This is a genomic window from Candidatus Arsenophonus phytopathogenicus (assembly GCF_056113345.1).
Genome location: NZ_JBUIOB010000017.1, coordinates 318,715 through 337,944, shown reverse-complemented (window position 1 = coordinate 337,944; position 19,230 = coordinate 318,715). Strand labels below are relative to the sequence as shown.

20 protein-coding genes and 6 pseudogenes are annotated in these 19,230 nt (G+C 36.6%); 16 read left to right on the top strand and 10 right to left on the bottom strand.

Annotated features, from left to right (window positions below):
- Nucleotides 1–178: 178 nt before the first annotated feature.
- The 4 genes and pseudogenes from AC01GB_RS05095 (at nucleotide 179) to AC01GB_RS05080 (ending at nucleotide 3,558) form a co-directional block, all read left to right on the top strand.
- Entirely contained in the window at nucleotides 179–682 is a 504-nt protein-coding gene (locus tag AC01GB_RS05095) for an FxsA family protein (RefSeq protein ID WP_474450861.1), read from the top strand.
- A 169-nt stretch (nucleotides 683–851) separates the two neighbouring features.
- Nucleotides 852–1,145: a co-chaperone GroES gene (locus AC01GB_RS05090; RefSeq protein WP_474450860.1), complete on the top strand. Its 294-nt coding sequence runs from the start codon at nucleotides 852–854 to the stop codon at nucleotides 1,143–1,145.
- Between the two features lie 55 nt (nucleotides 1,146–1,200).
- Nucleotides 1,201–2,845: pseudogene (gene groL / locus AC01GB_RS05085) on the top strand (chaperonin GroEL).
- Nucleotides 2,846–3,216: 371 nt separating this feature from the next.
- Nucleotides 3,217–3,558, top strand: coding sequence for a DUF4156 domain-containing protein (locus AC01GB_RS05080; RefSeq protein ID WP_474450859.1), 342 nt, complete (start codon nucleotides 3,217–3,219; stop codon nucleotides 3,556–3,558).
- A gap of 61 nt (nucleotides 3,559–3,619) precedes the next feature.
- Here AC01GB_RS05080 and epmB read toward each other — a convergent pair whose 3' ends face one another.
- On the bottom strand, nucleotides 3,620–4,642 hold the full coding sequence (epmB, locus tag AC01GB_RS05075; RefSeq protein WP_474450858.1) for an EF-P beta-lysylation protein EpmB: 1,023 nt from the start codon (nucleotides 4,640–4,642) through the stop codon (nucleotides 3,620–3,622).
- A gap of 44 nt (nucleotides 4,643–4,686) precedes the next feature.
- On the opposite strand from epmB, the gene efp reads away from it, so the two are divergent.
- The gene (efp, locus tag AC01GB_RS05070; RefSeq protein WP_474450857.1) at nucleotides 4,687–5,253 is read left to right on the top strand and encodes an elongation factor P; all 567 of its coding nucleotides are present in this window, start codon (nucleotides 4,687–4,689) and stop codon (nucleotides 5,251–5,253) included.
- Nucleotides 5,254–5,451: 198 nt separating this feature from the next.
- Here the strand turns inward: efp and AC01GB_RS05065 are convergent.
- Nucleotides 5,452–7,231: pseudogene (locus AC01GB_RS05065) on the bottom strand (carbon starvation CstA family protein); the annotation flags it as partial.
- Between the two features lie 31 nt (nucleotides 7,232–7,262).
- Between AC01GB_RS05065 and AC01GB_RS05060 the strand changes: the two are divergent.
- The 7 genes from AC01GB_RS05060 to AC01GB_RS05030 all read left to right on the top strand — a co-directional run bounded on the left by AC01GB_RS05060 (nucleotide 7,263) and on the right by AC01GB_RS05030 (nucleotide 11,258).
- On the top strand, nucleotides 7,263–7,661 hold the full coding sequence (locus tag AC01GB_RS05060; protein ID WP_474450855.1) for a CesT family type III secretion system chaperone: 399 nt from the start codon (nucleotides 7,263–7,265) through the stop codon (nucleotides 7,659–7,661).
- 106 nt (nucleotides 7,662–7,767) lie between these two features.
- Nucleotides 7,768–8,280 (top strand): hypothetical protein, encoded by a 513-nt coding sequence (locus tag AC01GB_RS05055; protein ID WP_474450854.1) that lies wholly within the window; start codon nucleotides 7,768–7,770, stop codon nucleotides 8,278–8,280.
- Nucleotides 8,281–8,365: 85 nt separating this feature from the next.
- Entirely contained in the window at nucleotides 8,366–8,503 is a 138-nt protein-coding gene (locus AC01GB_RS05050; RefSeq protein WP_474450852.1) for a hypothetical protein, read from the top strand.
- Nucleotides 8,504–9,103, top strand: a complete 600-nt coding sequence (locus AC01GB_RS05045; RefSeq protein ID WP_474450850.1) for a protein-tyrosine phosphatase family protein — start codon at nucleotides 8,504–8,506, stop codon at nucleotides 9,101–9,103. It abuts the gene before it with no gap.
- Between the two features lie 756 nt (nucleotides 9,104–9,859).
- On the top strand, nucleotides 9,860–10,174 hold the full coding sequence (sugE, locus tag AC01GB_RS05040) for a quaternary ammonium compound efflux SMR transporter SugE (RefSeq protein WP_474452326.1): 315 nt from the start codon (nucleotides 9,860–9,862) through the stop codon (nucleotides 10,172–10,174).
- 618 nt (nucleotides 10,175–10,792) lie between these two features.
- On the top strand, nucleotides 10,793–10,996 hold the full coding sequence (locus tag AC01GB_RS05035) for a hypothetical protein (RefSeq protein WP_474450849.1): 204 nt from the start codon (nucleotides 10,793–10,795) through the stop codon (nucleotides 10,994–10,996).
- The gene (locus AC01GB_RS05030; protein ID WP_474450848.1) at nucleotides 10,983–11,258 is read left to right on the top strand and encodes a hypothetical protein; all 276 of its coding nucleotides are present in this window, start codon (nucleotides 10,983–10,985) and stop codon (nucleotides 11,256–11,258) included. The genes AC01GB_RS05035 and AC01GB_RS05030 overlap by 14 nt, the downstream gene beginning before the upstream one ends.
- Before the next feature lie 370 nt (nucleotides 11,259–11,628).
- Here AC01GB_RS05030 and AC01GB_RS05025 read toward each other — a convergent pair.
- From AC01GB_RS05025 to AC01GB_RS05010, 4 genes and pseudogenes are all read right to left on the bottom strand, one after another.
- A pseudogene (locus AC01GB_RS05025) lies at nucleotides 11,629–12,173 on the bottom strand (3'-5' exonuclease).
- A gap of 36 nt (nucleotides 12,174–12,209) precedes the next feature.
- The gene (locus AC01GB_RS05020; RefSeq protein ID WP_474450847.1) at nucleotides 12,210–12,563 is read right to left on the bottom strand and encodes a hypothetical protein; all 354 of its coding nucleotides are present in this window, start codon (nucleotides 12,561–12,563) and stop codon (nucleotides 12,210–12,212) included.
- Between the two features lie 425 nt (nucleotides 12,564–12,988).
- A pseudogene (locus AC01GB_RS05015) lies at nucleotides 12,989–13,504 on the bottom strand (hypothetical protein); the annotation flags it as partial.
- 203 nt (nucleotides 13,505–13,707) lie between these two features.
- Nucleotides 13,708–14,538: a YfdQ family protein gene (locus AC01GB_RS05010; RefSeq protein WP_474450846.1), complete on the bottom strand. Its 831-nt coding sequence runs from the start codon at nucleotides 14,536–14,538 to the stop codon at nucleotides 13,708–13,710.
- A 266-nt stretch (nucleotides 14,539–14,804) separates the two neighbouring features.
- Here AC01GB_RS05010 and AC01GB_RS05005 point away from each other — a divergent pair, with 266 nt between their 5' ends.
- On the top strand, nucleotides 14,805–14,951 hold the full coding sequence (locus AC01GB_RS05005; RefSeq protein WP_474450845.1) for an ECs_2282 family putative zinc-binding protein: 147 nt from the start codon (nucleotides 14,805–14,807) through the stop codon (nucleotides 14,949–14,951).
- 470 nt (nucleotides 14,952–15,421) lie between these two features.
- Here the strand turns inward: AC01GB_RS05005 and AC01GB_RS05000 are convergent, their stop codons facing one another.
- From AC01GB_RS05000 to AC01GB_RS04990, 3 genes and pseudogenes are all read right to left on the bottom strand, one after another.
- Nucleotides 15,422–16,249, bottom strand: a complete 828-nt coding sequence (locus AC01GB_RS05000) for a DUF3037 domain-containing protein (RefSeq protein WP_474450843.1) — start codon at nucleotides 16,247–16,249, stop codon at nucleotides 15,422–15,424.
- Nucleotides 16,246–16,922: pseudogene (locus tag AC01GB_RS04995) on the bottom strand (HipA family kinase). Before AC01GB_RS04995 ends, AC01GB_RS05000 begins: the two are co-directional and overlap by 4 nt.
- Before the next feature lie 233 nt (nucleotides 16,923–17,155).
- Nucleotides 17,156–17,497, bottom strand: a complete 342-nt coding sequence (locus tag AC01GB_RS04990; protein WP_474450841.1) for a hypothetical protein — start codon at nucleotides 17,495–17,497, stop codon at nucleotides 17,156–17,158.
- Between the two features lie 48 nt (nucleotides 17,498–17,545).
- Between AC01GB_RS04990 and AC01GB_RS04985 the strand changes: the two genes are divergently transcribed.
- The 3 genes and pseudogenes from AC01GB_RS04985 (at nucleotide 17,546) to AC01GB_RS04975 (ending at nucleotide 18,754) form a co-directional block, all read left to right on the top strand.
- Nucleotides 17,546–17,749 (top strand): helix-turn-helix transcriptional regulator, encoded by a 204-nt coding sequence (locus AC01GB_RS04985; protein ID WP_474450840.1) that lies wholly within the window; start codon nucleotides 17,546–17,548, stop codon nucleotides 17,747–17,749.
- 139 nt (nucleotides 17,750–17,888) lie between these two features.
- Nucleotides 17,889–18,423, top strand: a pseudogene (locus AC01GB_RS04980) (YmfL family putative regulatory protein).
- Nucleotides 18,416–18,754, top strand: a complete 339-nt coding sequence (locus tag AC01GB_RS04975; RefSeq protein ID WP_474450839.1) for a DUF4222 domain-containing protein — start codon at nucleotides 18,416–18,418, stop codon at nucleotides 18,752–18,754. Before AC01GB_RS04980 ends, AC01GB_RS04975 begins: the two are co-directional and overlap by 8 nt.
- A 124-nt stretch (nucleotides 18,755–18,878) precedes the next feature.
- On the opposite strand, the gene AC01GB_RS04970 is transcribed toward AC01GB_RS04975, so the two are convergent.
- On the bottom strand, nucleotides 18,879–19,193 hold the full coding sequence (locus tag AC01GB_RS04970; protein WP_474450838.1) for an HVO_A0114 family putative DNA-binding protein: 315 nt from the start codon (nucleotides 19,191–19,193) through the stop codon (nucleotides 18,879–18,881).
- Nucleotides 19,194–19,230: the final 37 nt, after the last annotated feature.

Genomic DNA, 19,230 nt, shown 5'->3' with positions numbered 1-19,230 from the left:
TTCACATAACCCATTAAAAATATTAAAATTTTTTATCATTGAAAAATGTATGATAGATTTGCATCATATAGGTATTATCGGCTTATAAAGCAAATATTGTGATATTCATTTTTTTGAGACAATTTATCTTGCTAAGTCAAGAGACTAGGGTTTTATTAGCAAATATTAGGAGAATTGTATGCGTTGGTTTCCATTCATACTTTTATGTCTGTTAATTTATATCGAAGCAGTTATTTTTGTTAGAGTTGCTGAGAGCATAGGTGTATTAACCACTTTAATATTGGTCGTTTTAACTTCATGCCTTGGAATTTCTTTAGTAAAAAGTCAGGGAATTAAGAACTTATTGTTAATACGTCAAAAATTAGCTGACGGTGAAAATCCGGCCGAGGAGATGATTAAGAATGTGGCCTTAGTGATTGCAGGTATTCTGTTAATCATACCCGGTTTTTTTACGGATTTTTTAGGTTTGTTACTACTATTTTCTCCGATCCAAAAACTGATAGTCGTAAAGCTTATGCCGCATATTCATTTTTATTCTGCTGGGGCAGCTAACGATAATTTTAACCGTTCTTCAAAAGGGCATACCTATGAAGGCGAATTTGATAGAAAATCTGATTCTCCATCAAACAGCATTAAACATGAAGACAAATTTTCTAAAAAAGAAGATCATGATTATAAATAATACTAACGATTTTGTTTTTAAGTAGAAAAAAAAATGAAAAATTTTTGTATACTCCCCTTGAACTGATTTTAATTGACCCCATTTCTTCAAACAGGGTACTGGTTTAATAAAACATGCTAGTATCATTCTTATTTACCTTATATGGATTTTATTTATAGGAGATCTATTAATGAAGATACGTCCATTGCATGATCGGGTTATCATCAAGCGCGAAGAAGTTGAAGCTAAATCTGCTGGCGGCATTGTTTTGACGGGCTCTGCTGCTGGTAAGTCAACTCGAGGCAAAGTGCTAGCTGTTGGTAACGGTCGCATTTTAGAAAATGGTGAAAATAAACCGTTAGATGTGAAAGTTGGAGATACTGTTATTTTTAACGACGGCTATGTCGTGAAGACAGAAAAGATTGATAACGACGAAGTATTGATTATGTCAGAAAGCGATATTCTGGCAATTGTTGAAAAATAATTTCTCGCTTAGATCTTCAGAATGAATGAATGAATGAATTTAAAGGAAAGAAACAATGGCGGCTAAAGACGTAAAATTTGGGATTGACGCCCGTGCAAAAATGCTTCGTGGAGTGAGTATTCTTGCTGATGCAGTTAAAATTACTTTAGGTCCGAAAGGCCGTAATGTAATTCTGGATAAATCTTTCGGAGCACCTTCAATTACTAAAGATGGTGTGTCTGTTGCGCGTGAAATCGAATTAGAAGATAAATTCGAAAATATGGGTGCCCAGATGGTAAAAGAAGTTGCATCTAAGGCGAATGATGCAGCGGGTGATGGCACAACCACAGCAACAGTACTTGCTCAATCGATTGTTAGCGAAGGTTTAAAAGCGGTTGCTGCCGGCATGAACCCAATGGATTTAAAACGCGGTATTGATAAAGCGGTTTCTGCGGCAGTTGAAGAATTGAAAAAATTATCTAAACCGTGTGCTGATAATAAAGAGATTGAACAAGTCGGTACGATTTCGGCTAACTCTGATAAAACCGTCGGCTGAATTAATTGCTAAAGCAATGAAAGCAGTTGGTAAAGAAGGCGTTATTACCGTTGAAGAAGGTTCCGGTTTAGAAGACGAACTAGCTACTGTTGAAGGTATGCAATTTGATCGCGGTTATTTGTCTCCTTATTTTATTAATAAGCCAGATATGGGGTCTGCTGAATTAGAAAATCCCTATATCCTATTAGTAGATAAGAAAGTTTCTAATATCCGTGAATTGTTACCTGTATTAGAAGCTGTTGCTAAAGCAGGTAAACCTCTGTTGATTATTGCTGAAGATGTTGAAGGTGAAGCCCTGGCAACATTGGTAGTAAACAACTTACGTGGTATTGTAAAAGTTGCTGCGGTAAAAGCCCCTGGTTTTGGTGATCGCCGTAAAGCCATGTTGCAGGATATTGCTATTCTAACCAAAGGTGCTGTTATCTCTGAAGAGATCGGTATGGAGTTGGAGAAAGCAACGCTAGAAAATTTAGGTCAAGCGAAGCGTATCGTTATTAACAAAGATACCACCACTATTATTGATGGTACCGGTGAGAAAAGCACGATTAAAAGCCGTATCGAACAAATTAAGCAACAACGTGATAAAGCAACCTCCGATTATGATCGTGAAAAATTGCAAGAGCGTATTGCCAAGTTATCAGGCGGTGTTGCGGTGATTAAAGTAGGCGCTGCGACTGAAGTTGAAATGAAAGAGAAACGTGCCCGTGTCGATGATGCGTTGCATGCAACTCGTGCAGCCGTAGAGGAAGGTATTGTTGCTGGCGGCGGTGTTGCTCTGGTTCGTGTTGCAGCTGCATTAGATAAGTTGAAAGGTGACAACGAAGATCAAAAAGTTGGTATTGATATCGCCCTTCGTGCGATGGAATCACCAATGCGCCAAATTGTTGAGAATGCGGGTGAAGAATCAGCTGTAGTTGTTAACAATGTTAAGCAAGGTAAAGGCAACTACGGTTATAACGCTTTAACTGAAGAGTATGGAGACATGCTTGACATGGGTATCTTGGATCCAACTAAGGTTACTCGTTCCGCTTTACAATTTGCTTCCTCAATCGCCGGTCTTATGATCACAACTGAAGCTATGGTAACTGATTTACCAAAAGAAGATAAAGCTGATCTAGGTGCTGCTGGTATGGGTGGTATGGGTGGTATGGGTGGTATGATGTAAGGTATTAAAATCCTAACATCGTTATCCTTATCACGAGAAGAACCCTGAGTTTAACTTTTGACTCGGGGTTTTTTATTATCAAATTTTTATCTGTTTGCAATTTGATTTCATTAAGGGTTTGCTAGTGGCTGGTTATTGGCTTTAAGTCTACTTTTTCACATAAGATGATTTAATTTTGCGATAATATGATTTAACCGAGTATATTTACTAGAATAGGGTAAAATGTTGTTAACACGCTGGTATAAAAGATTGATGGCCAAACTATTTTGCTGGATATTATGTTGTTATTGATAATAAGCTTAATTTGGCAAAAAAATTCGGTAATGTAAGCGTTGATATTAATATATAGCTAAAAGTAAATGAGGAACAACATGCGAATTAAAGTATTGCTTGGTGCCACACTATTTGTCTTGGCTGGCTGTTCAACAACCAATAAAATTACCACCGCGGGTGAAAAAGTTCGTTTCGTTAATGCCCAGCCTGGAAATGAATGTCGGCATTTAGGGTCGGTTACCGGCACCCAAAGTAATTGGCTTAGTGGCGTACATAATGAGTCTAGTTCACTGCGTGGCGCAGCAAATGATTTACGCAATAAAGCTGCTGAGATGGGAGGCAATGTTATTTATGGCGCTAATAGCCCAACGGAAACGTTACTCTCGAGTTTTATTCCTACTGACAGTAAAATGATAGGACAAGTTTATAAGTGTCCATAACGCATGCTAAGCATGATCCTGAATAATATAGGATCATGCGTTTTATCATGTAGCTAAATCGTTATTGTAATTGTAAGTCAATCGGTGTTTTACTCAATTTTCCACCTATTTCTCTGGTTAATCTCGGTACCAGATAGCCTGAGATACGGGTAAGCAGTTCTTTCATTATGATGCGAGCCTCTTCATCCGTTATCATAAAATGGGCGGCACCTTGGACTTTATCTAATAGATGTAAATAATAAGGTAGTATGCCGTTTTCAAACAGTTTATTACTTAATTTAGCGAGACAGTCAGCATTATCATTCACACCGCGCAAAAGTACACTTTGATTTAATAAGGTAACACTTACCTGTTTTAGCTGTTCCATCGCGCGACTAAACTCACTGTCAATTTCGTTGGCATGATTGATATGAGTCACCATAATAATCTGTAATCGAGAAATATTGAAACGTTGGCAAAGTGTTGTGGTAATGCGAGCAGGAATAACTACCGGTAATCGGCTATGGATCCTAAGCCGTTTGATATGAGGGATAGTTTCTAACTGTGACATCAGCCAATCTAACTCATGATCTTTTGCCATCAAAGGATCGCCGCCTGAAAAGATAACTTCATTAAGCTCAGTATGGCGTTGAATATAATTTAATGCAGTCTGCCAATTTTGTTTGTTGCCTTTGTTTTCTTCATACGGAAAGTGACGCCGGAAGCAGTAGCGGCAATTAACGGCACAACCTCCTTTCACTAATAGTAGGACGCGATCCTGATATTTATGTAATAATCCTGAAATTGGACTATTTTGCTCATTTAGCGGGTCAGTCGAAAATGTTGGCGTAAGATTAAATTCAGATTTTAGCGTAATAACTTGCCGTAAAAGGGGATCATTAGCATCACCGATCCGCATTTTTGCAATAAAAGGGTGAGGTACGTGCAGCGGAAATAAAGCACGAGCAGCACTTCCAGCACGCAATTCCGGATCATTTTGTAGTGACAGTAATCGTAGCAATTCGTCAGGATCAGTGACAGCTTCTGCAAGTTGTTGTAGCCAGACTTCTCTGGCAGGGCTTTTTTGAGTTACAATATTAAACATTTTTTGGCTATGCCATTTTTACTTAAAAAATTTAGAGGATTTCTATGGCTACCTATAGTAACAATGAATTTCGCTCAGGTCTTAAAATCATGTTAGATGGCGAGCCTTGTGCAATTGTGGAAAGCGAATTTGTCAAACCAGGCAAAGGGCAAGTGTTTGCTCGCGTACGGATCCGTAAATTAATTTCTAATAAGTTATTAGAAAAAACATTTAAGTCAACTGATTCTGTCGAAAGTGCTGATGTTATGGATCTGAACTTGACCTATCTATACAGTGATGGTGAGTTTTGGCATTTTATGAATAATGAGACTTTTGAGCAACTAGCTGCTGATGAAAAAGCGGTCGGTGATAATGCAAAATGGTTAATCGATCAAGCTGATTGCATTGTTACATTATGGAATGGACAGCCTATTACTATCACTCCACCGAATTTTGTTGAACTGGCAGTGGTTGATACCGATCCGGGTTTAAAGGGGGATACCGCAGGTACGGGCGGAAAACCGGCAACATTAAGTACCGGTGCGGTGGTAAAAGTTCCGCTATTCGTTCAAATTGGTGAGGTAATTAAAGTTGATACCCGCTCTGGTGAATATGTTTCTCGGGTGAAATAATATTTAGTTAATCTATCGCTTTTAGTTGAAGGTTGTTTGTTAACAATGCATGGAGTGATAGAGCATTATTTTTTATTGCTAATAATAGCCTGAAATTTTCAGGCTATTATTGTTTCCGCAATATTTTCTATTATCTTAGTTATTGATTTATCTGTTTGCTATTAGCCATTAGTGATTTAGGACTTAGGTATTAATAATTCACTGTGGATTCACAATAATGTTCTCATCATTTGCCGCTATTGCTAAGTAGGGTGTTTCACGGTTGGTCGGGGTGGCTGATTTGAGCGCGGTTAAAATCGTTCTGATTGAAAACAATGCTAAAATCACCACCGTGATCATAAAAAACTGGCCAATCCTGCATCGACACGATTATTAAAAACTAATTGGACTAACTGAGATTGGCTATATTGTGGCGGAATATTACCGCTGTTAATCAGCGACTGAAATTTGTTGGCAATGGCCAAAAAACCGATACTACTATTTTTACTAAATACTTTCTCCCAAGCCGCTGTCATCGTACAAATGATCAGCCAACTGGTAGGTAATAGGGTTACCCAAGCATAAATATGTAGTTTCATTTTGAATAAAACGACGGTGCAGAGCATTAACGCCATACTTGCTAGCATCTGATTAGCAATACCGAACAGTGGCCATAATGTATTGATACCGCCTAATGGATCTACTATACCTTGATAAAGAAAATATCCCCACGCTAACACACAAAGTATTGTGGCAATAACATTGGCAAGTAATGAATCGGTTCTTTTTAGCGGTGGTGATATAACACCTGATAAATCTTGCAACATAAAGCGTGCAGCTTTTGTTCCAGCATCGACAGCGGTTAAAATGAATAACGCTTCGAACAAGATCGCGAAATGGTACCAGAACGATACATTGAGTAAGCCGCTAAATGCACTATGTAGTAGATAAGCCATTCCAACAGCCAGGGTTGGTGCCCCACCGGCTCTTGAAATAATAGATTGTTCTCTAACTTCGTTAGCAATGTTGATTAGGTTTTCTGCTGTAATATGCAATCCCCAGCTACTGATTATTTGCGCCGCGGAAGCCACCACGTCAGAGGTTCCAATCGGCGCTAACATTGACATTGGGCTATTCATTGCAAAATAGACCGCTGGATCGATGATGCAAGCCGCAATTAATGCCATGATAGCGACAAACGACTCCATTAGCATGCCACCGTAACCAATCAAACAGGCCTGATTTTCATTTGCTAACATTTTTGGTGTTGTACCTGATGCAATCAAAGCATGAAAGCCCGAAACGGCACCACAGGCGATGGTAATAAAGAGGAAAGGAAATAGTTCTCCAGACCATACTGGTCCGCTATCATCAATAAATTGGGTCAGTGCTGGCATTTGTAACGTAGGACGACTAATGATAATGCTGATAGCCAGTCCGATAATCGTACCAATTTTTAAGAAAGTTGATAGAGAATCTCGTGGCGCCAATAGTAACCAGACAGGCAGCACTGCGGCGATAAAGCCATAAATGATCAGTAGCCAGGTTAGCTGAATACCATCGAAATCGAAATAATAGGCCCAACTTTCATTTTTGCTAACCCATTCACCTGAAACGATAGCAAAGATTAAGAAAGTAAAACCAATAATTGAAATTTCACCAATTTGGCCAGGGCGAATATAACGGATGTACACCCCCATAAAAATGGCTAGCGGGATGGTAAAGGATACCGTGTAAGTTCCCCAAGGGCTATGCGTTAAGGCTTTTACGACAATCATGGCCAAAACAGCAAGAATAATCACCATAATCATAAAGCAAGCAATAAGGAGCGCGATCCCTGCGATATTTCCCATTACGGTTTTACCAATTCACCAAGTGAACGTCCATCACGGCGAACAGATACAAACAGCACCATCAGATCCTGCGCTGCACCAGCAAAAACAACTCCCGCTAATATCCACAGCATTCCAGGCAAATAGCCCATTTGTGCAGCAAGCACAGAAGTTATTTTTTAATAAGAGTATTGTTTAGTGCATCAATTTGCTATTTTCCACCAAAAAATATCATTACTTTTTAATCATATTGGTCTTGAACCAATAGAAAAAACATCTAAACAGGAAACTTTCAGTTTAACTATTGATAACAAATTTGACTTTTATTTGGGGTTAATTGATCAGTTTGATTGGTATATTTTTACTGATTTAGGTCATTTAAATGAGTTAACGCAAAAAAATATTACTCTCTTATCTTTATTGCATTTTAATAATTTGACCCAGCTACGTTGGCAACCAATTGCCGCACTTAATGAAGAACAACATCTTATATTATGGGTGAAATTGCCTTTATATGAGATCAACACATATGAAATTATTGATACTTTTGAATTATTGCTTGAAAAATCAGAACAATGTGTAGCTGAAAAGTCATAGATTAACTTAAAAATAAGGGGTTTTATGATGCCTAATATTTTACCGATTTATAATAATGTAATGCCTAATACCAATTATGCCTCAGATGAGGCATCTGGCGGCCAAAATGGGACGCAAAAAACTGAGTATCAAGGGCGTAATATTATCAAGAATAGCGAATCGTCGTCCATTTTGTTACGGCACAACCCCCCATTTTGATACTGAAACGAATCTAGACAGTAATCAAACGCGGCGTCATGCTGGTATGAATTTTGAGGTTGATGTAACGCCACCGGAAATTCCAGCAAAACCTATTGTGGCGGAAAAAAAGTTAACCAACCCACCGCAGCTTCCTCCTAAGCCAAAGTTAGGTGCGACAGAAACCCTGAATATACCATCAGAAAAAGCGGTTGCTGGTGAAGTATCGAGTGCGGCAAGCATAATTGGCGATGATGGTATCCTTCTCAGTAACCAACGAAATAATAAGCTTTTGTTGGCTGAGTCAACTTTAGTTAAAGCGCCGGATGGTAAGTTATTACCCGCACCGCCATTACCGCCACGTAGAATGTCAGCAGAAGACCAACAGCAAACCGCTAAGTTAGCTGAAAATTTATTTAAAAAAATTAACAGACGAATTTAGCAATACCAACATAGACAAATCACAATATATTGAGAAAGTTGAGAATCAACGATTTGGCAATATCTGGACCGCAAAAGCAACGGCTGTGACAGCCCCGAATGGTCAGCCTCTACCCGCCAATCGGGTACAAATTGCTGGTAAGAATGTGGCTATTGCTTGCCAATATCCAAAACCAAAACCAAAACCAAAACCAAAACCAAAATCAATGGAAGATTATTTTTAGATGTTGGTGGCTAATCGGACACCTGCGCTGGTTGTATTGGCATCAGAAAAATATATTAATCCAGAATTTGGCGAGAAATTGCCCGAATATTTTAGAAAAAGCAATCAATATGGTGATGTTTTAGTCACTGCAAAAGGTAACGGTGAGGGTAAATTAGCTGACGGATTGGATTATCATCAATACTTATTACAAGTCACCGGTAAAGGTCAAGATGCTAAAGTTACCATACCTGTTATTCATGTTCCTAATTGTCCGGATCGAACTTCCTCTGGTAATAAAGGATTAAAAGAATTAGCTGAGCCTGTTAATGCCGTTATCAATAAAAAAAATGATATGTATGATAAAAAGGGAAGCAGGGCGATAGGGGATAAAAATAAATTATTACCAGTAATACATTGTCGAGCTGGCGTTGGGCGTACTGGTCAACTACTTGCCACAAGGGAATTAATAAACCCAGAAAGTAATCTAAGTTTAAAAAGTATTGTTAGAGAGATGCGTACCACACGTGATCGACAAATGGTTCAAACACCAGCACAAATGCAAGCGTTGGCTATGTTAGCTGCTGAACAAGGTAAACCAATTTCCGATAAAAAAGCGTGAGCTATATTTTAGCGCACTAATTTATATAGTATAAATTAGTTTTTCTTTTCCTGATAATTGCTTGTACATACGCTGCTGCTGGCTTGTCTTTAGAGCCCTTCAGTAGCGTTTAGTACAGGCCTATTTTTTTGCTGCCAATCGCATTTCGGTATAAATTCAATATCGTTACTTTTTGATAACCTTATGGTAAATATGCAGGATAAAGCCTGACGGCTGGCGGTATAAAAATATACAACTATCCTCAGTAACGCTTGTTAGCTTTATTAGTCTAATATTCATTTGTCTCCACCATCCTCAATGTGACAGGCTCATTTTAACCTGCTTTAAGCCATCACGTTAGATTATGATCATTAACTCGCTATGAAAAAATATATACTATTCAATCAGTATCAACGGCTAGTCAGACCGATTATTATTCCTGACTAAGATAGATATCTACAGAATGTAGCAACAGTAACAAACTGCCAAAAGTACCGTTGCCATTACCCTGTTAGGTAAGTATGAATAATTTATTATCCTGAATGCGATAGAACTCAGCAAGTTGGCTAATTTTTATGACATTATCAGGGAGTGTAGTAACAGAAATGGAACGTCTAATTTTTTTAACTAAACTAATCTTCAATGGTAATTAAGTAAATATACATAGTGTTGCAGTTATTATATTGCCTAGTATAATTTTTCAGTTTGATTCTGTTGCTCAGGAGGACCTGAGAAATATCATTTTGTTGGGGACGACCCTAGTTGTTAGGAGGAATGATGGCCTGGTTAATTTTATTAATAGCCGGTTTACTTGAAATCGTTTGGGCAATAGGATTGAAATATACCCAAGGATTTACCAGATTAACCCCCAGTATTATTACTTTAGTTGCCATGTTGTTTAGTCTAGTGTTATTAGCTTATGCAATGAAAACATTGCCGACGGGTACTGCATATGCGGTTTGGACAGGTATTGGTGCAGTTGGCACGGCGATAATTGGGATTATTTTTCTTGGTGAATCAGCCAGTTTATTCCGCTTATTAAGCCTGGGGCTAATTTTTTCTGGGATTATTGGGCTAAAACTGGCACATTAATTTTAAAGTTATTTATTATAGCCAAATATTTATTTTGTCATGGCATATTTAATACGGGGCGTGGATATTTATTCATGCCCTGATTAATTTAGTACTGAATTCCGCTAATCATAAGTAAAATTTGCATGGATAATAAGTGAGTTTAATTTATTTATATATTGTTGTTAGTGGTGTTTTATGCAAAAAATCGGCATGGAAAATTGGAAATATAATCAGAATAAAATAAATTAATAAACTATTTAGAAAATATTATTTATTTTATTACTAAATTTGGAAAATGTTATTTTTACATCATAAAAAAGATAATATTAATTAATAATAAAAATCTTATTATAATTTTTTACTACTAGGTACATTTGGCTATATTTGAAAAATAATTTCCTCGATTAAGTGATTAAATTAGTGCCCATCTGCTGATAAATTATTATATCAATATAGTGAACGGTTAAGAAAAAGTTCTCTTGTCGGTTTTTCTTGATAATTATCTCATCATCGGTATGACAAAAATAACCGGTCCGGTTAAACCCGTTGTTTATCCATTTTTTGGATAGCAAAGCATGATCAAATAATTATTGAGATTAAAAATAAAAATTATTAATTAATTTTATCGAGGTTTTTATGACAATATTAACGGTCTATTTTTGTGGTACAGGAGTTACTAAATTTGAGGATTCAAATAAGCAGTATTGGCAAGGTGAATTAGTCTCGATGTTGGCATCAAATAATTTAGGTCGTGAATTTGCAGAATGGATTATTATTGATGGTCCTGGAAGTGGAAATCTTCAGCAAGATGAACTTTGGGTAAAAGATGGGAGTTATTAATAATTGGACTGGAGTAGGTTTTGGTAAGGGCTGGAAAGAAAATGTGCAGCATGCAGTCCATATCATTAAAGGTAATTTTGATTGGCAGCGAGAGAAACTGACTGAAAAACAGTATAACCTGCTCAAAAAAGCCAATATAGCCATTGATGACGTAGAAGTATCAGGTGCTTATTTCTGGCGGCATTATGATTATAGCAATCGAAAAGTTTCTCAGCAGCAATTGCAACAACAAATTATTAAAATGTATCGCAAATGGTGCTGACTGTGCGGCAGCTCTTTCACCCAATACTGTATCGCAAGCCAAGCTAATCCTCTTGTAGATTTAAGTTTATGTGATCCAACCAACGCACGTAAAGCAGGCTTACCTGGACCTTATTGATTTTAATTTAATAAATTAAGCCATAAAATCCAGACATTATTATGATTTGTTTTTTATCTGTATTTTATAAAATATTTTTATCTTTGATAGGCAGAAAATCATAAAATATCTAAAATAGAATGGACAAAAAATGAAGTTATTTTAAATGAATTAATTGCTTTCTCGTCGGCATAAGTAGGTGATAGATTAAGAAACTTTTCAGCGACAACATTCAGAGGAATCTGTGAACTTTCATAAAAATAGGGTATTCATGTTACTTTCCTAACTGATATGGAATAGCTTTAATTAAATGCTGGTGGATAGCTGACACATAGTTAATCTGATGAAGTGCATCATCAAGCGCGTTATGCGCAACCCCGGAGAAAGGAAAATCATTTTTAGGATCAATACCTGCTTGTCGACCAAGTTCAACCATCGTTCTAACATCGCGATCGTGACGAAAATGCCAGAAGGGTTTTATTTCGCAATTCTCAAAAGCAGTCCTCAAAATGACATTGTCAAAACAACAGCCGTTACCCCAGACTTGAACATGTTCACAACATTCAAGTGCAACAAAGCGATTTAGTTTAGTCAATACATCAGGTAATGATTCAGTTTTAGCTTGAGTTATTTTATGGCGTGCATTATCAGACTGTGAAACCACCAGAGGACAGTGTCGCCACTAATATGGAGGTCAAATAACGCCTGATTACGCAAGTCAACGATTTCATAAAACAGACCTTCACAAACTTCACCCGTTGAAGGTTCAAAGGGTACAGCAGCGATAGCAATAATTGCTGTATTAGGCTGGGTGCTCATTGTTTCCAGATCGAGCATAAGATGTTTGAATTTCATCTACACCTCGACCCGCGTTTTTTTCCAGTCTTTATCGCCAAGATCAACTTTTGCTACAGGACCTGGCACATATACACCTTTAGACGCCCATACTTTGGTTACACGAGAATATCTGGGTTTAAAAATATAGCCATAAACAAAACCATAATCATCAGTAGCTAAAAAATTAATGTCAGCATCAACAGTTAATTCAATGCCAAAATAATTGACTTGTTTTGTTTCTTTTTCACATTTTTCAATTAATTTCCCATTTCCTCCTTCTATATCAAATTCATATATAAAGCCTTTGTTGGTTAATTTCTTTTTTGCTAATTTAATGACTTTAATTAATTCTCCTCTGTAAAGGGCGAACATTCCTTTTTATAAACAGTGAACAGTTGTTTGGTGGTATTTAAATTTATTATCAATATAATGCCGACTCATAACTTTCCCCCCATTATTTAATTACATAAATCCTCCACTAAGAGTTAATTCCATGTGTATTTGAAAGTTATTTTTTAATAATTATTTAATTAGTTTTTTTATTTATATATTTATTGTTTTACTTTAATTTCTTGTTCAGTTAGTTTTTTTGTATTTCATATAATAATGCGATAAACAGAATTTAGTGTTTTAACAAAACCATCAGACTGGTAAGTGGAATAGTTTAAAACAGGCGCTGTATGTATAAGATAGCCATCTTTAAACCGGCCTTCAGTATCGTGATAAATACGTCCATACGCATAATAGGGTGAAATATCTCTGAGTTTAATTTCTGCATCATAATGAATTTCCTTACCCGTCAATTCCTTGTATCTTTCAATAAAAAGTTTTTTTGCTTTTGCGGGCGGAACAAGACAGATGGCTATCAGATCGGTTTCTGGTATTCCTTCCAGGACAGGCCATTTATTATCACAATCCAAAGCAAAGAACTGACGTTCAGTGGCGAGCATAACAAGATCGGCATAATTAACGATGTCACTTATTTCAGCGGACAAATTAAATTTTTTACGGATAACGCCATCAATCCGTTTTTCGATTTTTTTATATTCTGGCAATAACGCTTTAAGTGGGGTAGGTAAATCTTTGCAGTAATCTTCATTAGCATCATGCAGCAACGCCTCAAGGGCATATTCTTGTTGCACCAGATAACTCACATAAACGGCATGCTGCGCAACAGAATAAAAATGCGAGATTTGGCCAGCAAAGCGACATTCATTTGAAAGACCTTGGGCGATATCCCCGAGAGTAATGTCCTCCTCGGTCACATCGATATAATTAAAATGCTTGTTAGTATAAGTTGCGATATAAGTTATTATTAATAATTTCCATCATAATTAGTGTAAATTTTGCTTGTTATTTAATCATGTTGTGTTATGTTGCCTATGTTGTGTGTTTGTTAACAACATTTTTCCCTGGTGTTTGGCTAATTTGGCTATCTGACCTTAAATGAGGTCAGGTTTTTTTAATTGTTCGAAATTCAAAATAGTTGACAATTAGACCACTCTATTAAACAACTTTAACTTGCGGAAAAAGAGCCAATAAAGGTTTCTATTTTTGAATCAATAAAATAGGTTGATAACAAGTCACTGAATTCTTGCGCTATTTTTTCTTCAAGGTTTTCAAGTTGAACAATGAGCCGGACAAAGACAGGAGCTTCACCACCGGTCAGAATGCTGTAGCGTAGTTTTATTCGACGTTTACTTAATTCGTCGTATGGCACACAAGTAAATTCAAAATAAGCGGCCATCACGTCTTTGCTTTTCGCTTCGACGTTTTCAAGCACAGAACGCTTAGTGCTAAAATCGGTATCTTCATGATCAGACGAGTGGGTTGCTTCAATAGTGATGAGGCGAACAGCGCTAATCGCTTTTTTGATATCTAACGCATCTTCTTCAGCATCAAAGGCGGTGAGATAATCTCGCCAGTCTTCCAGCCACTCAGCAAGTTGTTTTTGCCTTTGTCTCTCACCATCTATTTTTAGCAGAGATTTAAATGGAGAGGTTTTTTTAAGACTGACAAGCGCCTGATTATCAGCATGACCGGGTTCATCGAGTGTACCAACATTAAAAATTGTTTTTGCTGTCATTGTCTCTGCATCAATAAAGCAACGGACACTAGCAGTTTGCGCATATCCCGTGCTATAATTAACAAAATCAAGAATGCTGATAGTCTTCATCACACCACGAAAGCGATAACGGGTTAAATTAAGCGCCTCAAGTGATCTGATTTCATGGTTTTTGGGCACAACAATAACCGGGCAATCTGTTGTTTTAATCGGATCTAAATGAATACCAGCGATTGTTAGATTTTGAATTTGTGAAATGGCTGTTCCATCTAATTGAGACATAAAAAAGCTCCTACTTTTTTAATACAGCATAAATAAAAGGTTTTTCGCCATAAGGTAGCGTTTGCTGCCCTTCTGGTTTTTGTTTAGTGGTATCATCAATTTTCACTTTAATTCTTCATTTTTCAGCGCTTAATCACATGGGTTTCGTATTGTTAAAGAGCATATTACATAACGACATCAAAATTATTTGATGCCCGTCTTTTTGCCACTTCAGGCTCGGTGGTATCCTTGGAGTCCCAAACAACAAAGAAGAAGGATATTTAAGAATGTGTAATATCAGATTTAAGTGCCCTGGCTGCGGCCATGACCTGATTGTAAAACCCTTCGTCGAAATCTGGAGTGAAGATGACATTGAGGGCATCACTTGCATTCACTGTAGCCGGACTATTTTTGAGGAAGATATTGTCAACTAAACCTCTGATCATGCAGCAGATATCGTCGGGGATATTTTGGGAAGGGCATCAAATAATTTTTTGAGTTTTTCTTCGACAATACTGGTATCCATATGAAGCGATGTCAGTATTTTTTGTTTATTCATAAATCCGCCTTTCCACTATTTTTAATCACTAGTTAAATCAGGTTTAGTGATGTGTGCCGATCGCTAATCGGTGTTCGATTTACAGTCATTACGGGCGATTCCCAACAACACATAAGAGATGTTTGACTGCCACGACGCTAGTCGTATCACACATATTGAAACTAACTTTGTTGTAGTTCTATAATTATTAATTACATAATGTGTTTTTAGTTGTCAAACACGTATTGTGGTCTTTAATTAAACTCAACATTATGATTTAAAAAGAATTATTTATTTTAAATTTTTTAGGGGAATGGAAAGAATGGAGAAGAGGGTAATAAAAAACCCTCGCCGAGGAGGGTTTTGCTACGATATTGTTAATGATTTTTTTGCAAAATCAATAATGGAATGTTCATCATCTGAGTTTAAATGAAATATCTTATTTTTATCTAATGTATATTTTATTTCATCAATAGCTTTTTGTTCTGCTTTTTTTAAATTATTTGAATGATAAATTGGGAATAATACATTTTTATTACTTAATACATTTTCACGAACTGCTCTTTTTATGCGAGATACCCAACTATCACAATGTTCTAACATTTTACTTGGTTCATTTTGAGTAAAGGCAAGTGGTTTTACGGCACATAATATTTTTTCATCTGCCTTTGCTACAAAAGGCATTCTGAATTTAGTTAATTCACCACCAATTTCTTCATTCTTAAAGATATTTTTTAGTTCACTATATGATTGAAAACGTTTTCTTAACTCAATTACTAAAGTATCCTCTTTTCTTTTTTCTGAGTAAACTGGCTGTCTTACAAACTGGTTATATAATCTATCTAGTTCAACGTGACTATCGAGCGCCATTAATAACCTTGCAGAGCTATAAAAAAGTAATGATTCTCTAGGCTCAGTAAAAGTGAAGAAAAAATCACGAACTTTTTCTGGGTAGATTAAATTATTTGCTATTTTTGATGCAATTTTCAATTCCTTCTCAATCGTAGGTTTGATTGCGTTGAAAAGAGTTAAATCTTTGAAAAAACTCTTGATTTTTGCATCATTTTTTTGAGTTAATTTGAAGATTAATTGACCTTCTTTCGGTGTACAAATAACTACACCAACGTTGGCAACCTCTTCAGTTTCCACGTAAGGAGCAAACCTTATAATGCTATATAGCATTGGCGTAGTCATAATATCTCTCTCCGAAAATCTTTCTCACTACCTTTACATAGTAATGCTATAATGTTTTCAATGACATGTGCTTGATCATTAATCCAATCTTCAGGTAATTCCGCAATAGCAGTAGCACATTGACTATTTAACGTATCGGCTATCTGGGTATTTGTTAGTTCATCACACATATCATATACCCAATCTCTATTTTTGGGTGAAAACACGTGTTCACTGAACGCATTAGCATCACAACTGGGATCAAATGCAAGGTTGTAGTCTATAATATAATAGCTTTGTTTTTGGTGGTTATAAATAATATTTACATTGTCGCCTCGCAATGATAAGCATCTGTCAGAGTTATTAATTATTCTATCAAAGAAATATATATATTTTTGTTTTTGTCGATCTATGACACTATGAGCTTCATTGAATTTGATAGGAGATGTCTCTTCAATGTAAAAGGAAGCAAAGGCATACCCGTTGCTAATTTTCCTTTAAAGTTGGGAGGTAGAAAATCAATTATATCTTTTGACACGTAAGCTATAGCAAAGTCTGGAATGGGAAGACCTATACTTTTAGCTAGTTTTGCTGCTACCAACTCATGGATTAATTGAACTCTTGGTACAGAAGCAGTACTTTTAACTACATATAGATTTCCATCGTTACATTTGCATAGAATTGGTTCTGTCATTCCTGTATTCATAATTTTTATTAATTCAATTACTTCAAGATGGTTATTACCATTCATAATTTATTCATTGAACCTTTTTTGTACTAGATAGAGTTTTTATCTTAGTTAGTATAATTAAGACATTTTAGCCATAACCAGTACTATTTAAAATTATTATAAATCAGGGTAAACAGCTTATAATCTATATAAAATGTTATAATTATATTATTTTACCTAAAGCATATTGTTTTAGCTCACCTTACCCCACTCACATCACGATGCTCTTTTAGATGTTTTTCTTTAACAGCTTTCATTTCTTCATAAAGCTGATCGAGTTCGTTTTTACGCGTATTAATTGCCTTTATAAAATTGTCTTTTTCTTTTTGTGGCAATTCATTGAACATTTCTAATAGATTTTCTTCTATTTTAGATAAGAAATTTTCTTTGTTTGTGCGTTTATCTAATGGATCATCATTGCCAAAAAGCAAATCTGCAGCTGAAATTCCTAATGCAGGCCCTATTCTAATTGCGTCATCAACACTGATTTTTCTATCGCCTAGCTCATAGTTTCCAATTCTTACATGTACGTTATTCATAATACAATTTTTAACACATTTTGTGTTTAATAGTATAAGGAGGAGATAATGAACAATATTGCAAACGAGAGAAAAAAGTTAGGAATTTCTCAATCTGTCTTAGCAGCATCTATTGGTTGGAAGCAAACAAGAATAGCTAACTATGAATTAAACAAAAGAAAACCAAAACTTGATGACTGCCGGAACATAGTGAAACCACTAAAGCATTTCGGCGCCAATTGTACTTTAGATGATTTATTTCCACCAAAATAAATTTAACTATCGCTTTTTCACAATTCAACCTCCTATAAACCACCAGGAGTATTGACTAAATCCATCTAAAAACCTTGAGACAAAAATACACGAAAACAGCGAGTTAATTAACTACTAATTAAAGTTCGGGCAGGTAGTCATGAGTAAAGCATCATTAAAAGAAGTAGTGAAAAAGATGTGTAAATCAATGCCAGGCGGCAGGTCGGCGATGGCGGGCGCATTGGGTATGGTCGCCTGAGACGTTCAATAACAATTTATACGAGAAAAACGGCTGTCGATTTTTTGAAGTTGATGAACTGGAAGCGATTGAGGATTTGTCCGGAACAAATTATCTAGCCGAATATTACGCGTTACGCAGAGATTGCCTGCTGATGGAAACGCCAAAACTAGATGAATTAGATCAGGTTGAGTTATTTACTAAAAGTATTCGCACAGCGGCGCATGGCGGTTATGTCGAGCAAATTATCAATAACTCATTACAGAATGGGGTTATTACCGATTATGAAGCGCAGGAGATATTGAAGTATCACCGTAAGCACCTTGCTGCTCGTGATGCAGAAATCAGGGCAATTATCATGCTGTTTTCCAAATCTAAAAAGGGTGAAGCCTCAGAATTGCACTCTGAGGCTTCGTGCGTCAAAAACACTAGTGTGGAGTATTTAACGCATGACTAGTTTAACTAAAAATCACGGTATTTCGCAACTACGTTGTTGGCCAATTGCAGCTAAAAACTGGTTTTATTGCTATGAAGTCAGGCTGGTGGATCGTTGGATACCAGTTAGTCAACGATTTGCAAAGTGGGCGATTGATCATGTCAATCATTTGTATCAAAAACAGAAGCTTTTTGGCCAATATTTTCGCGATAAAAACGGCCGTGTTGTGAAGTTTACTGGCTATGACTCGACAAAAGGTTGGATACTATTCACCCGCGATGATGGTTCGCAATGTTTTTCACCGATAAGAAAATTCCATCAGGATTATAAACGTATTGAGGTGACGTCATGATGGCAAGGTTATTTAACTGTGCAGTTATGGCGTATGATTTGATAGCGAATAAACCGACTTATGCTATCAGCCCATTAATTCGGGCTGATAGAACTGACACAAAGTGGAGTAGTGATATAGTTGCTCAGGCGGCTTTGTTTTCGATAGTAAAATCAAAATGTATAGCTTTAAAAGGGAACACAATTTTATCGCCATCACGTGCAATAATATCTGATTCAAGCATCATTTGTACATCACGGTGGACAGCTCTAAAGTCACGATTTAAGCGGCGAGCCAGCTCTCTTATCGATATTGGTTCCGCTCCCGCCATAGCATTGATGATATTCAACCGATTTGGTTGCAACATCACTTTTGTGAGCTGTTCAATGCTTGGAAAAATATGTACGAAAGGTTCGGCTATCTGTTTTCCCGACAGCGTTTTTTTGAAGTCAGCCGTCATTTTCCCCCCAGGCCGATTGTTCAGACATCACTTTAAC

What these genes read in the sequence shown, in the direction of transcription:
- AC01GB_RS05000 (WP_474450843.1), bottom strand. Translation starts at nt 16,249, where the DNA reads ATGACTACGCCAATGCTATATAGCATTATAAGGTTTGCTCCTTACGTG.
- AC01GB_RS05020 (WP_474450847.1), bottom strand. Translation starts at nt 12,563, where the DNA reads ATGTTCGCCCTTTACAGAGGAGAATTAATTAAAGTCATTAAATTAGCA.
- AC01GB_RS05005 (WP_474450845.1), top strand. Translation starts at nt 14,805, where the DNA reads ATGTGTAATATCAGATTTAAGTGCCCTGGCTGCGGCCATGACCTGATT.
- AC01GB_RS05045 (WP_474450850.1), top strand. Translation starts at nt 8,504, where the DNA reads ATGTTGGTGGCTAATCGGACACCTGCGCTGGTTGTATTGGCATCAGAA.
- AC01GB_RS04985 (WP_474450840.1), top strand. Translation starts at nt 17,546, where the DNA reads ATGAACAATATTGCAAACGAGAGAAAAAAGTTAGGAATTTCTCAATCT.
- AC01GB_RS05095 (WP_474450861.1), top strand. Translation starts at nt 179, where the DNA reads ATGCGTTGGTTTCCATTCATACTTTTATGTCTGTTAATTTATATCGAA.
- AC01GB_RS05035 (WP_474450849.1), top strand. Translation starts at nt 10,793, where the DNA reads ATGACAATATTAACGGTCTATTTTTGTGGTACAGGAGTTACTAAATTT.
- AC01GB_RS04975 (WP_474450839.1), top strand. Translation starts at nt 18,416, where the DNA reads ATGACTAGTTTAACTAAAAATCACGGTATTTCGCAACTACGTTGTTGG.
- AC01GB_RS05090 (WP_474450860.1), top strand. Translation starts at nt 852, where the DNA reads ATGAAGATACGTCCATTGCATGATCGGGTTATCATCAAGCGCGAAGAA.
- efp (WP_474450857.1), top strand. Translation starts at nt 4,687, where the DNA reads ATGGCTACCTATAGTAACAATGAATTTCGCTCAGGTCTTAAAATCATG.
- epmB (WP_474450858.1), bottom strand. Translation starts at nt 4,642, where the DNA reads ATGTTTAATATTGTAACTCAAAAAAGCCCTGCCAGAGAAGTCTGGCTA.
- sugE (WP_474452326.1), top strand. Translation starts at nt 9,860, where the DNA reads ATGGCCTGGTTAATTTTATTAATAGCCGGTTTACTTGAAATCGTTTGG.
- AC01GB_RS04970 (WP_474450838.1), bottom strand. Translation starts at nt 19,193, where the DNA reads ATGACGGCTGACTTCAAAAAAACGCTGTCGGGAAAACAGATAGCCGAA.
- AC01GB_RS05030 (WP_474450848.1), top strand. Translation starts at nt 10,983, where the DNA reads ATGGGAGTTATTAATAATTGGACTGGAGTAGGTTTTGGTAAGGGCTGG.
- AC01GB_RS05055 (WP_474450854.1), top strand. Translation starts at nt 7,768, where the DNA reads ATGGGACGCAAAAAACTGAGTATCAAGGGCGTAATATTATCAAGAATA.
- AC01GB_RS04990 (WP_474450841.1), bottom strand. Translation starts at nt 17,497, where the DNA reads ATGAATAACGTACATGTAAGAATTGGAAACTATGAGCTAGGCGATAGA.
- AC01GB_RS05010 (WP_474450846.1), bottom strand. Translation starts at nt 14,538, where the DNA reads ATGTCTCAATTAGATGGAACAGCCATTTCACAAATTCAAAATCTAACA.
- AC01GB_RS05080 (WP_474450859.1), top strand. Translation starts at nt 3,217, where the DNA reads ATGCGAATTAAAGTATTGCTTGGTGCCACACTATTTGTCTTGGCTGGC.